Raw genomic sequence first — 12,749 nt, 5'->3', positions numbered from 1 at the left:
CCATGATCGACCTCTCTCCAGGCGACGACGGCCGGGCCGACGACGCCCGCCTCGCGCAGCTCACCCGGCACGCCATCTCGCAGCCGCTGGTGACCCATATCTACACCGCCGATCCGTCGGCCCATGTCTTCGAGGGACGGCTCTACATCTATCCCTCGCACGACATCGACGGCGGCCAGCCGTTCGACGACGAGGGTGGGCACTTCGGCATGCAGGACTACCACGTACTGCGGATGGATGCGCCCGACGGCGACGCCATCGATTGCGGCCAAGCGCTGCACCTTGACGACGTGCCGTGGGCGCACAAGCAGATGTGGGCGCCCGACGCCGCCTGCCGCGACGGGCGCTACTACTTCTATTTCCCGGCCAAGGATGCGCAGGGCCTCTTCCGCATCGGTGTGGCGGTCGGCGAACGGCCGGAGGGACCATTCATTCCCCGGCCCGAACCGATGCGGGGCGCGTACTCGATCGACCCGGCCGTATTCGAGGACGAGGACGGCAGCCACTATCTGTACTTCGGTGGGATCTGGGGCGGACAGCTGCAGCACTACCGGGACAATCGGTACGATGCCGCGCACGAGGAGCCGACAGGCAGTGCGCCGGCGCTCGGGCCGAGGGTGGGCCGGCTCGATGCCGGCATGACCGAACTGGCCGAACCCACGCGCGAGGTGCAGATCCTGGACGAGCACGGCCAGCCGCTGCGCGCGGACGATCATGCGCGCCGCTTCTTTGAAGGGCCGTGGGTGCACAAGTATCAGGGCCGGTACTACCTGTCCTATTCCACGGGCAACACGCACCTGCTGTGCTACGCGATCGGCGACAGCCCCTATGGCCCGTTCACCTATGCCGGCGTACTGCTGACGCCCGTGGTGGGCTGGACCACGCACCACTCCATCTGCAGCTTCAAGGGACAGTGGTATCTGTTCTACCACGATGCGCTGATGTCCGGCGGCGTCACGCATCTGCGCTCGGCCAAGTGCACGCCGCTGCACATGGAGGCCGATGGCCGCATCCGGACCATCGACCCCTATGGTGCATGAGCGCAGGCTGCCGGTGGACGACGCGCTCGCCCCGCTGCCGGCCGGTGAGCTGCACTGGCTGCAGGCAGGCGATCTCGAAGTGGCGCTGGCGGCCGGGGCAGGGGGGCGCCTGGCACAGATGCGTTACCGGGGCGTGGACTGGCTGGTGGACGCAGCGGAGGGTGGAGCGGCGACGATCGCCTGGGGCTGCTATCCGATGGTGCCGTGGGCTGGGCGCATCCGGCGTGGACAGTTCAGCTTCGACGGTGCACCCCATGCATTGCCGGTCAACTTCGGCGGGCACGCCATTCACGGGGTCGGCTTCTCCAGGCCCTGGCAGATCGACAGCCTCGACGCGACGAGCGCCACGCTGACGCTTGATCTGCCGCGCGACAGGTACTGGCCCTTCGGTGGCGTCGCGCGACAGGTCATACGCCTGCAGGCACAGTGCCTGCAGCTGCAGCTCTCGGTCGAGGCTGCGCAGCAGGCCATGCCGGCAGTACTGGGCTGGCACCCGTGGTTCCGCAAGCCGGACCGGCTGCTGTTCAAGCCTCGCGCGATGTACCCGCGTGACGAGGAGGGTATTGCCGTTCTGCCGTGCGTGCCGCCCACGCCAGGTCCATGGGATGACTGTTTCATCACCGACCGTGATCGTGACATCGCGCTGGTGCGCGGCGGGCAGCGCCTGCGGCTGCGATCGGACGGCGACCACTGGGTTGTCTACGACGGTGCCCCCCACGCCACCTGCGTCGAACCGCAGAGCGGGCCACCTGATGGCTTCACGCTTGCGCCGCGCCGGCTGCAGCCCGGTCAGCAGCTGGCGCAGACGTTCGAGCTGGTCTGGGAGCAGGACGCCCCCTGAACTGCGGCGCGGTTCAGCGCAGGGTGGGAACTGCGACGGAACGGGCCATCACAGGCTCCAATCGATGCGCAGGCCCGCAATCAGCGCATCCGGCAGGTCACGCTGGCGCGCAGGTTCGTTGAACTGGTCGGGATGGACGATGTAGTGCAGGTTCGGCGCAATCCGCAGCTGTGGGGTGAGCTGGATGCCGTAGCTCAGCTCCATCATCACCTGGCTCCCATGCGGGGTGCCGCTGCCACCGGCTGCGGCACGCGCCAGGCGCAGGTTCTCCAGGGCGATGCCGCTGTACTTCTGCTGGGTCACAACGAAGGCGATGCTGTCCTGTGGACGGCGGGCGAAGGTGCCTTTCTGCACCAGGCCGGCCTGCAGAAAGTGATCCTCGATCAACTGGCCGGAGGTGCCCTTGAGCACGGCGCCGAAGACCGTCAGGCCGCGACCGCTGCCATCACCGGTCAGCTGCTGCTCGAAACGAGCAAATGCACCGGAGCGACCGTGGCGGTTCGCGTAGTCCTGGCCACTGAGCACGGCGGGCATTCCGTTGATGTCGCGCAACGGATCACGATAGGTCGAGTTGTCCTGCCAGCCACCCAGTTCATACCGGGCCCGCAATCGCGCCGAAGCCGGGCTGCGCCAGCCGATCGTGTACGGCACGATCCAGCCGGTGGCCTGGTGCGTGCTCCATTTCAGGCCATGCTGGCCGTCTTCGGCCTGACTCGGATCGACCTGGTAGGCGCCGACGCGCAGATAGACATCCGGCGTCAACCAGGTGGTGGCATCGGCCATCCAGCTCGACACCGGCCACCAGGTGAAGTTGCTGGTGCGGAACACGTAGGTCGGGTTGCCGCAGGCCGAATTGCCCTGGAAGTACTGGCACAGTTCGGAGCCGAGGAAGTGGATGTTGGCGACGCTGCGTCCGGCTTCGAGCACCAGGCGGTCGTCGAACAGTTTCTGTTCGAGGGTCAGATTGGCCAGACGCGTCCCCTGGCCGCCGTAGATTTCCTGCACCGAGGTGCTGTTGCCGGTGCTGCTGGCAGCCAGATTGGTGCCATGGCGGTTGATGCCGTAGGCCTTGATCGTTGCCCCCTGCCACCCGAACGCGGCCTCCAGGTTCACGTCCGCGCCGAACATCAGCTGGCCGGCGTAGGCGGTGCCGCTGTTCTTGCCGCCGTCGAGCGTGGCCGCGGCTTCGCCGGTGTAGGAAAGCTTGGGTGAAACGACCTCGCCCCGGTCGGCGGCCGCGGCCAGCGAGGGCAGCGTCAGCAGGAGTGCGGCCAGCAGCAGGCGGCGGGAGGAGCGGGGCATGGGCGGAAGTCCTGTAGATGGGCAACGACGCCGCCCCGGAGAGCCGGGACAGCCGAGTGATCGAGGCAGGGAGAACGGTCAGGCCGCGGCGGTGACCGGCTTCTTGAGGAGACGCAGCGCGAGCGCCGTCACGGTGACGCCGGCCAGCAGCGCCAGCAGGTAGACGCCCAGATGGGTGACCGCGTTCGGGATCGGCAGCACGAACACGCCGCCATGGGGGACCTTCAGTTCGACGCCCGCGGCCATCGAGATCGCGCCGGCCACGGCCGAGCCAAGGATCAGCGCCGGAATGGTGCGCAGCGGATCGCGCGCGGCGTAGGGGATCGCACCTTCAGTGACGAAACTGAGACCGAGCACGCCGGCGGCTCCGGCAGTGCCGCGTTCCTCGGCCGTGAAGCGGTTGCTGAACAACCACGTCGCCAATGCGATGCCCAATGGCGGCGTCATGCCGCCGATCATCGTCGCTGCCATCGGCGTGTAGACCTGGCTGGAGATCAATGCAGTGGAGAATGCATAGGAAGCCTTGTTGACCGGGCCGCCCATGTCCACCGCCATCATTCCGCCCAGCAGCAGACCGAGCAGGATCGCGCTGCTGCCCTGCATGCCCCGCAGCCATTCGGTCAGCCAGGCCAGCAGCCCTGCGACCGGCGTGCCGATCACGTACATCATCAACAGGCCCACCAACAGGGTGCCCAGCACTGGCAGGATCAATACCGGCTTGAGGCCCTCCAGGCTGCGCGGCAGGCGCAGCGCTCGGTTGATCCAGTGCACGCCATAGCCGGCAATGAAGCCGGCCAGGATGCCGCCGATGAAGCCCGCGTCCATGTTGACCGCGACCAGCCCGCCGATCATGCCGGGCGCGATGCCGGGGCGGTCGGCGATGGAATAGGCGATGTAGCCGGCAAGTGCCGGCACCATCAAAGTGAAGCCGGCCTTGGCGCCGATCTGGAACAGGGACCAGGCCAGCGTGCCCTTGTGTGCATCGTCGAAGGCATAGATGCCGCCGAGGGCGAATGCCAACGCGATCAGCAGGCCACCTGCGGTCACGAACGGCAGCATGAACGATACGCCGGTCATCAGGTGCTTGTAGGGGCCGGTGCCCTTGCTCTTCTCGGGTGCGCGGCCCGGGGCAGACGCGCCGGCGTGGACATTGGCCTCGGCCAGCGCCTTGCGGAGCAGGTTCTGGCCATCGTTGATCGCGGGCTTGGTGCCACTCTTGAACAGGCGCTTGCCGGCGAAGCGTGACAGATCCACTTCACGGTCTGCGGCGATCAGCACCAGGTCGGCGGCAGCGATTTCCTCGTCGCTCAACGCATCCTGCGCACCGACCGAGCCCTGCGTTTCGACCCGGATTGCGTGGCCAAGCGCCTTGCCGGCCTGCTGCAGGCCTTCGGCCGCCATGAACGTGTGGGCGATGCCGGTCGGGCAGGAGGTGACAGCGACGATGCGCTTGCGAGGGTCCGCCACATCGGCCTTGGGCACAGCAGTTTCCAGTGATGCCAATGCAGCGAGTGGATCGTCCAGCACTTCGCCGAGGCCGGCGCGCACCACCGTCGCAGTGTCGAAGCGGGTCAGATCGGCCTCGCCGTCGCCCACCAGCAGGAGCGTCGTCGCGGTGGCGTGTGCGGCATCAAGTGCGCCGGTCACGCCCTGTTCGCTGCGGATCTCGATTACCAGTTCGAGGCCACGCTGGCGGGCGGCACGGCGCAGCGCTTCGGCAGCGAGAACGGCCTCGATGCTGCGCGCGCCAGCGGCGATGATGACGGGGAAAGGGTGCATGGGAACTCCTGGAATTCTTCGGGTTCTGTTCTGCGTGAGGCGCTGGGGCGGGCCGTGGGGCCTGCAGCGCCGCCTGCAGGGTTTCAATCCAATCGTTCGATCAGTACATCGTCCGTCCACCCGCGGACCTGCGCCGGATCCAGCCGTCGCGCGTCGCCGCTGTGCAGGCGACTCATCGAAAAGGCCGTTGCCAGGCGCGCGCAGCTGGCCAGGTCGAAGGCCGGCTCAAGCAGTGCGGCGGCGATACCGGCCACCATGGCGTCGCCCGCACCGACCGTGCTGCCCTGCGACAGACGCGGGGGACGCGCGATCAGGGCGCCGTTGCGATCCATGAACAGCGCGCCGTCGACGCCCATCGAAATCACCACCAGCGCAACCCCGCGTTCAAGCAGGCGCAGGCCGGCAGCGCGCAGGGCGCTCCGATCCGGCAGCGGCGTTCCGGCCCACGACTCCAGTTCGTGGCGGTTGGGCTTGACCGCATAGGGCACTGACGCGTGTGCGCTGCTCAGGGCGGCGGCGAGCGCATCGCCGCTGGTGTCGAGCAGTACCCGCGCGCCCGCGCCGCCCGCCTGCGCCTGCAGTCGCGTCCATGAATCGGCCGGCAGGCCGGAGGGCAGGCTGCCGGACAACACCACCGGCAGCTGTGGCTGGAGCACGGCGGCGAGTCGTCGGCACACCGCATCCAGATCGGCGCCGTTCAAGGGCAGGCCGGGCAGGTTGATATCAGTGGTCTCGCCGTGGGTCTCATCCACAAGCTTGATGTTGGTGCGGGTCCGGCCCGGCACGCGCAGGCAGCCGTCGGTGATGCCGCGCGCCGAGAACAGCGCACTGAACACGCCTGGGTTGTCCTCGCCGATCACACCCAGTGCGGCTGTCGGCACGCCCCAGTCGGCCAGGCAGGCGGCAACATTGATGCCCTTGCCCCCTGCGTCGTCGCGGCTGCTGAAGGCACGATGCACATGCCCCGGCTGCAGGCCCGCCAGGCGCACGGTCTGGTCGATCGCCGGGTTCAGGGTAACGGTGACGGCGCGGGGGTTCATGCGCGCGCTCCCTCAAGGGCACGCACCTGTTCGGTGGTTTCGCAGTCCAGTGCCTTGCCGGCCAGCGCCTGCAGATCGGCCAACCGGGTACTGCGCAGGCGGGCCTTCACCGCCGGAATATCGTTCGGGGTCATCGACAGCTCGTCCACGCCGAGACCGGCCAGCAGCATGGCGCCGAACGGGTCGCCAGCCAGGCCACCGCAGACGCCGACCCAGCGCCCATGCGTGCGTGCGCCGTCGACCGTGGCGCGGATCGCGCGCAGCACGGCGGGATGCAGGCTGTCGGCCTCGACGGCAAGTTCCGGATTCTGGCGATCGATCGCCAGCACGTACTGGGTCAGGTCATTGGTGCCGATCGAGAAGAAATCGGCATGGCGCGCCAGCACATCGCTCTGGGCTGCGGCTGCGGGCACTTCGATCATGATGCCGATCGGCACTTCGGGCGCCTCCAGCCCGATGCGCAACCGTTCGCAGATGGCACGCAGCGCGATCAGTTCCGGTACGGACGTGATCATCGGGAACATGATCGACAGGCGCGCACCGTCCCTCGCCGCGCGATACAGCGCCCGCAGCTGCGGCTCCAGAAGATCGGGACGGCGCAGCAGCAGGCGCGCGCCGCGCACGCCGAGGAACGGGTTGTCCTCATGCGGCAGCTCCAGGTGCGCAACCTGCTTGTCGCCGCCGATGTCGAGCGCGCGCACGATCAGCGGGCGGCCATCCAGGGCGCTGGCCATCGCCCGATACGTGGCGTACTGCTCATCCTCGCTGGGCGTGCTGCCGCGCTCGAGGAACAGGAACTCGGTCCGCATCAGGCCAACGCCTTCGGCGCCCTGTTCCAGTGCCAACGGCACCTGTTCGGGCAGGTTGACGTTGGCACCGATGTCGATGCGGTGGCCGTCGGTCGTCTGCGCCGGCTGCGCGCGTTGCGCGGCCTCGCGTTCGCGGATGTGCTGCTGCTCGGCGATCCAGGCGCGGGCCGAAGCGAGATCGGCATCGGACGGAGACAGATAGAGCCGCCCGCTGCTGCCGTCGATGATGGCCTCCACACCCGCTTCAATCGTCAGCAGATCCGCGCCACCGGCAACCAGCGCCGGCAACCCGAGCGTGCGCGAGAGGATCGCGGTATGTGAGGTTGGCCCGCCCTGTGCGGTGGCCAGACCGAGCACGCGACGGGTGTCGAGGTTGGCGGTGTCTGACGGTGACAGGTCGGCCGCGAGCAGGATGCAGGGGTAGGCGGGCAGGTCGGCGAGACCACCGCCGGCCGCAGACGGATCAAGCTGTGCCAGCACACGCCGACCCACATCACGCAGGTCGGCTGCGCGCCCGGCGAGCACCGGATTGCCCAGCGCCGCCAGCCCGGAGGCAATCTGTTCGATGGCCTGGTGCCATGACCACGCGACGCCATGACCTTCCACCATCAGCTGACAGGTACGGGTGATCAGGTCTGTGTCGTCGAGCAGCGCGGCCTGGGCCCCGAAGATCGCCGCGTCGGATGCGCCGAGCCTGCGCTGGGTGTCGTCCTGCAGCGCCGCCAGCTGCTGGCGGGTGCGGCCGAGCGCGTCCTGCAGGCGTGCACCGCCTTCCCCGAGCGGGGCGGGGTGGTCGGCGACGTTGGTCTGCCTGCTGGCGAGCACATGGATCCGGCCGATCGCCAACCCGGGGCTGGCACCAATGCCGACGATCGCTGCCTGTGCCTCCGGTGGATTCCAGCCCGCGACCGGCGCCGCCTTGCGCTGTGCTGCGCGTTCGGCATCGGCCTTTTCCTGAGCCACCAACCCCTCCATGACCCTGCGCAGTGCGGCCAGCAGTGCGGGCGCATCCGCGCCTTCGGCAGACACACTCACCGGGTCGCCATGACGCAGACCCAGCTGCAGCAGCGCGACCAGGCTCTTGGCATCGGCCGCCTGGTCGCCTGCGCGCACCTGGGCACGGGCGCTGAAACTGCGGGCCGTCTCGGCCCAGCGCGTGGCAGGGCGCGCATGCAGGCCATTGGGGTAGGCGATGGTCCAGCCGAAATGCTCGGCCAGATCCTGCGCTGGAACATCGTTGGCCAAGGTGGTGACGTCGCCGGCCAGCGCCGTCACGATCTCGCTCGCTTCGGCGGTCGTGAACAGACGCTGCAGCGTGGCGTCATCCTGGATGAGCCGGGTGAGCCGGCGCAGCAGGGTGATGTGGGTATCGGACTGGGCGGCGATGCCGACCACCAGCCGCGTCACCTGGCCCGGATTCCATTCGACACCGTCCGGCAACTGCAGCACGGCAATGCCATCGCGGCGCACCAGATGGCGGTCCTCGCCGAGCCCATGCGGGATCGCCACACCGTGGCCGAGGAAGGTGTTCGCCAGCTGCTCACGGCGGCCCATGCTGGTTTCGTAGCCCGGCGCAACGCAGCCGGCGGCCAGCAGCATCTGTGCGGCCTGGGCGATGGCGTCTGCCTTGTCACGGGCCCGTGCGCCGAGGCGGATCAGTTCGTGGCTGACGGGAGCAGGGGCGGGGAGGGAAGACAAGGCGGGCTCCGGGAAGGGTGTGCTGGCGTATTGGGAACGTTCCCAGTCCGCATTTCAATGTGCACTGCACAAAAATCCAATAGTACTTTGGCGTTAGCATTGTCCTGAACGGCCGTCGAGCTGCGGCCAGCACAGTTGACCGGGAACGTTTCCAATCCAATGAGCATCAGCATCAACGACGTGGCGCGCGTGGCGGGCGTCTCCAAATCCACGGTGTCGCGCGTGCTGGGTGGCGGCCCGGTCAGTGGAGAGGTGCGCAGCCGGGTCGAGGCCGCCATCCGCCAGACCGGCTATCGCCCGAACCTGCAGGCCAGGCGCCTGCGCTCCCGGCATACCGGCATCATCGGGCTGGTCGTGGCGGATATCCGCAACCCCTTCTTTACCGCGCTGATCCGCGCGGTGGAGGAGGTCGCCTATCGCGAGGGCCTGCGCGTCACCCTGTGCAACACCGACGAGGACCCCGAGCGCGAGGCACTGTACCTGCAGTTGATGCACGAGGAGCGCATCAGCGGGCTGATCTTCGCGCCGACCCGAACCACGGTGGGGCGGCTGGAACGGCTCGCGCTGGACTATCCGACGGTACTGGTGGACCGCGCCGCGCCGGGCGGGGCGATCGACAGCGTGGTGCTGGACAATCCGGCGGCCATGGCCGGCCTGGTCGAGCATCTGGTTGAACGCGGCTATCGGCGCATCGGCGGCCTGTTCGGCAGTACCAGTACCACTGCGGCCGAACGTCGTGATGGCTATCTTGCGGCCATGCGCAGGCATGGGCTGGAACCGGACTACCGGGAAGTCGAACCCACGGCCGAGGCCGCCATCAGCACCGCCGGACAGTGGCTGGCTGGGCCTTCGAGGCCCGAGGCGCTGGTTACCAGCAACAGCCTGCTGCTGATGGGAGCACTGAAAGCGGCACGCAGCGCAGGACTGGCGATTCCAGGCGCGCTGGCGCTGGCGGGGTTCGACAACGAGCGCTGGACCGAGCTGGTTGAACCGGGCATCACCGTCGTCGAGCAACCGGTGGAAGAGATGGGGCGGGCCGCGATGTCGCTGCTGCTGGAGCGCCTGCGCGCCCCGGACATGCCGGTGCGCCGGCTGGTGATGACCGGTCGCTGCGTGGTCCGGGGATCAACCGCTTTGCGATAGTTTCCGGACGCCCGGGGCCTGCGGAACTGCCTTGTAGTCCGCTCCGCATTATCGTGACGCGTCACGCACGATGTGTAATGGGATGCCTTGCTGACGGACATGGAGGGCGAAATGGACATTCGATCAGGCCTGGTTGTGGCGCTTTTGCTGCTGGCAACGGCGTCGCACGCGCAGGCTATTCGCTCCGCGACGGGTCCGCAGCCGCTGCCCAGGCATACGCCGTCGCCGGCAAAGCCGAACAATCTCGGCGCTGAACCACTCAGATGCCAGCAGCACATCGATCCGCGCGTGCGCCGCTACTGCACGGACATTGAGCGGGCGTTGATCCAAGGTGAGGCGCGTCGCCAAGGCATACCAACACCGTCGAGCGAGATTGTGCGCATGCCGGCTTACGGCAGCGCGGAGGCAAAGCAGTTGGGCGCTGCCTGCATGGGTGGAACCGCAATGCGGCGATTGAGCAACGGCTGGGAGCAGCTGCGCAACGCCAAGGGCGAGTGGCTGCGCTGTCGTGAGTAGCAGATGCTGAACCTGCACGGACACATGCCAAGTCCTCAGGGAGCAGTTGACGACCCTCAGGCGTGACCAGTCGGCCGCCCTTGAACGAGAAGCCGGCCCAAGCATCGGGGAGATTCCGATCACGCATCAATCTGGCTCGATGTAAGAGTAGAAGCCGGGACGCGGTAAGAGGTGTGCTGGGACACCCTTGCTGGAGCGGAGTGAACATAATATACATTATGCGAAATGCCATGTCTGGGCTGATCCGGTTTGTGGGCTCCGCTTGGCAATGGCTCAGGCTCTGGCTTGGCTCTTCCCTGCCTGCTGGCTCCCCCGACAAGGACGAGCTTGCAGCATGATCGAGATGGATCCGCACGACAGAATTGACCTGACCGGCCCTTGGGCCGGTTTCGGTTTCCAAGGTGGGTACATGTTCACCCCAGAAGGTCACCAGCTTGAACCTTGCGACATGACCTGGTGGTCCCTGACCTGCAACATAGCGCGGGAATGGCGGCAAATGATGGCTGAGGCCCGAGCCCAGATGGCTACTTTATCGGTGCCAAGCCCAAATGCGCCTTCCACGACGAAATCCAGCGTGATCTGCCTTGCCGAGGCGCTCAGAATTCGCCGGGAACGGCGGTTGGGCGTGCGTGCCCCCGGCTCCGACGCCGAGACGTCCAATGTGGTCTACCTGAGCCGTGGGCCGAGACCCAGCCAGCGCGTGTGAGGCGCTTCCGTAGGGGGCGCCGCCCTACACCCCGACTACTTGCACGACTCGTACACAAGGTCATCCATTTGACGGCTGAGCGCAAAGGTGCGCCTGTGGCCTGCTGCTTCAAACGCCGCGGCCCGTTGGGCTTTCGCCCAGGCGCAGCGATCGGGATTCTTATACTGGGAAAACTGGATCGCAGTACCGCGCGAAGTATGCGCGGATACCGCTCGCTGGCTCTTAGCTGCGGATTCCTGCCGAATCTGATCGAGCCGGCGCTCATTAGCGACTACCTGCGGGGATCTTGCGGCTATCTCTGCGGACCAAGTCCTAGCGGCAACACCGTCAACGCATGGCCCGGATCGATACTCAACGCCGGTCTTAGTGACGCATTTGCTGACTTGTTGAGCCTGTCCAGGCCCGCTGTATGCCAGCACCAGAATGCCTGCTGAAATCCAGCGCTTCATTCTTTGCTGGCCTCCCGTTCCATGAGTCGCTGCTCCTTGTCAATTACAAGCTTCACTAACTGCTGAAGGTAGTGAAAAAGACTACTCTCGTCTGAGTTTAGGCGACTCTTCCCGCGATGAACAATCTTTGAGCGGATACGGTATATGTCGCGAAAAGCACCAACTATGTTGGCTCGTCCCTCTGGCGAGGTCGCGATAAGGTAGGCGCATCGATTGGCGATAAGGGTGCCCAAGCCGACATTTGCATCCGCATCCTCATCTCCGAGCAGGATCTCCAAGGCCACCGTTGCCTGCACGTAGCTGAGCAGCTTGTCACGGCCGCAGTAGCTGTCAAAAAGCCAGCGCGCAGAAAGCTTGATGTTCTTGCCCTCTTTTGATCGAAGAATCAGGCTGATGCGATCCAATTTTTCTCGGATGGCACTGGGCTGCCGACCAAGGTCCCCCACTAGGTCCAGGCTTTGGATGCCCTTCTGTTGATGATCTTCCGGAGCAAAGAAGCCCGATCCTGCTACATCTTCGGGAGACTGTCGATACACGATCAACTGAGTAGATTTAGGGGCCTCACCGAGGGTGTGCGCGGCGCTAGCCGAGAGGAGCCCAAGGGCAATTCCTAGGCCAAGAAAGGCAAATATGTCATCGCGTGCAGAAAGAATGGGCTCAGTCGCGGACAGCCTGAAATAGCCATCGACCTTAACGACGAGGTATACGGCGTCTCTATCCCAGAGCGACCTCTTATGTGTCCCGGAGAACGCGTTCAGCAGCGTTGGACTTGCCAGTGCCGAGAGAGAAAGGAGGTTGGTTGGTTTGGGGTACGGATCCTCAAGATCTGCCCCAAGTACCAGTCGATGGCGATCGGAGAGCGTGATCCCCCCGGGATGGGCCACCAAAAGGTGGTAAAGGCCATCTGGCAGGCGAAGGCAAACCTCATAGCTCCAGGGCAGTGAGCAAAATTGCCTAACAAGCTCCGTCGCCACTTGCCTCGTGTCTTTGGTCTCATCAAAGGAAGAAAGCGGTATCTCGCCGACATTAATATCAAAGGTGTCCCCTCTGAAAAGCCGGTGGATTTCGCCAGAAATGAATGTGGAAAATGGCTGATCGCCGATGTATAGGCTCAACTCTTCAGCCAAAGCGCCCTTGCTTGGCAAGCTTCGATCAATGCTGCCGAGGCCTGGCATTGATGAAGTCATGACAAGGACGTTGCCAAAGACAGTTGCTTGGTCCAGCTCAGTGGCTAAACGCTCTACAAGTCGCGCCGCTAGGCGCGGATCAATGGCAATTGGCATGGCCCCCTGCACAATCCATCCAGATGGCCGGAGTTTACCCCTCTCGCTGAAACTTCCGCTATCTGCTCGCGTTAGAGCTAGAAGCTTGGCGGATAGGGTTTGGATTCTGGGAGCGTGCCCATGGGGTGCTCACCTACGCGGAC

Annotated in this window: 10 protein-coding genes and 1 pseudogene; 5 read left to right on the top strand and 6 right to left on the bottom strand. The window is 66.0% G+C overall.

Annotated features, from left to right (window positions below; translation table 11 throughout):
- Positions 1-2: 2 nt before the first annotated feature.
- Both ACVOMM_RS06905 and ACVOMM_RS06900 read left to right on the top strand, forming a co-directional pair.
- A complete protein-coding gene (locus ACVOMM_RS06905) occupies positions 3-1,040 on the top strand; it encodes a glycoside hydrolase family 43 protein (protein ID WP_065175670.1) in 1,038 nt (345 codons plus the stop codon).
- Positions 1,030-1,881 (top strand): aldose epimerase family protein, encoded by an 852-nt coding sequence (locus ACVOMM_RS06900; RefSeq protein WP_481526045.1) that lies wholly within the window; start codon positions 1,030-1,032, stop codon positions 1,879-1,881. Before ACVOMM_RS06905 ends, ACVOMM_RS06900 begins: the two co-directional genes overlap by 11 nt.
- Before the next feature lie 48 nt (positions 1,882-1,929).
- Here the strand turns inward: ACVOMM_RS06900 and ACVOMM_RS06895 are convergent, their stop codons facing one another.
- The 4 genes from ACVOMM_RS06895 to ptsP all read right to left on the bottom strand — a co-directional run bounded on the left by ACVOMM_RS06895 (position 1,930) and on the right by ptsP (position 8,509).
- Entirely contained in the window at positions 1,930-3,183 is a 1,254-nt protein-coding gene (locus tag ACVOMM_RS06895; protein ID WP_481526044.1) for a carbohydrate porin, read from the bottom strand.
- Between the two features lie 78 nt (positions 3,184-3,261).
- Positions 3,262-4,962 carry a PTS fructose transporter subunit IIC gene (locus tag ACVOMM_RS06890; protein WP_414487505.1) on the bottom strand — a complete coding sequence of 567 codons (1,701 nt, stop codon included), beginning with the start codon at positions 4,960-4,962 and terminating at the stop codon, positions 3,262-3,264.
- 83 nt (positions 4,963-5,045) lie between these two features.
- Complete coding sequence (locus ACVOMM_RS06885) at positions 5,046-6,002, bottom strand: 1-phosphofructokinase family hexose kinase (RefSeq protein WP_262218107.1); 957 nt, start codon at positions 6,000-6,002, stop codon at positions 5,046-5,048.
- Positions 5,999-8,509, bottom strand: coding sequence for a phosphoenolpyruvate--protein phosphotransferase (gene ptsP / locus ACVOMM_RS06880; RefSeq protein WP_481526043.1), 2,511 nt, complete (start codon positions 8,507-8,509; stop codon positions 5,999-6,001). The genes ACVOMM_RS06885 and ptsP overlap by 4 nt, the downstream gene beginning before the upstream one ends.
- A gap of 159 nt (positions 8,510-8,668) precedes the next feature.
- On the opposite strand from ptsP, the gene ACVOMM_RS06875 reads away from it, so the two are divergent.
- Both ACVOMM_RS06875 and ACVOMM_RS06870 read left to right on the top strand, forming a co-directional pair.
- The gene (locus ACVOMM_RS06875; protein WP_481526042.1) at positions 8,669-9,652 is read left to right on the top strand and encodes a LacI family DNA-binding transcriptional regulator; all 984 of its coding nucleotides are present in this window, start codon (positions 8,669-8,671) and stop codon (positions 9,650-9,652) included.
- Between the two features lie 111 nt (positions 9,653-9,763).
- The gene (locus ACVOMM_RS06870) at positions 9,764-10,168 is read left to right on the top strand and encodes a hypothetical protein (protein WP_263178308.1); all 405 of its coding nucleotides are present in this window, start codon (positions 9,764-9,766) and stop codon (positions 10,166-10,168) included.
- A gap of 34 nt (positions 10,169-10,202) precedes the next feature.
- Here ACVOMM_RS06870 and ACVOMM_RS06865 read toward each other — a convergent pair.
- Positions 10,203-10,295: pseudogene (locus tag ACVOMM_RS06865) on the bottom strand (DUF3653 domain-containing protein); the annotation flags it as partial.
- A 207-nt stretch (positions 10,296-10,502) separates the two neighbouring features.
- Between ACVOMM_RS06865 and ACVOMM_RS06860 the strand changes: the two are divergent.
- Complete coding sequence (locus tag ACVOMM_RS06860; protein WP_481526041.1) at positions 10,503-10,874, top strand: DUF3653 domain-containing protein; 372 nt, start codon at positions 10,503-10,505, stop codon at positions 10,872-10,874.
- 445 nt (positions 10,875-11,319) lie between these two features.
- Here the strand turns inward: ACVOMM_RS06860 and ACVOMM_RS06855 are convergent, their stop codons facing one another.
- The gene (locus ACVOMM_RS06855) at positions 11,320-12,606 is read right to left on the bottom strand and encodes a hypothetical protein (protein WP_481526040.1); all 1,287 of its coding nucleotides are present in this window, start codon (positions 12,604-12,606) and stop codon (positions 11,320-11,322) included.
- Positions 12,607-12,749 lie beyond the last annotated feature (143 nt).

The organism is Stenotrophomonas sp. STEN009 (assembly GCF_056760395.1).
The sequence above is the reverse complement of the archived record's forward strand: the minus strand, read 5'-3'. Positions and strand labels throughout refer to the sequence as shown.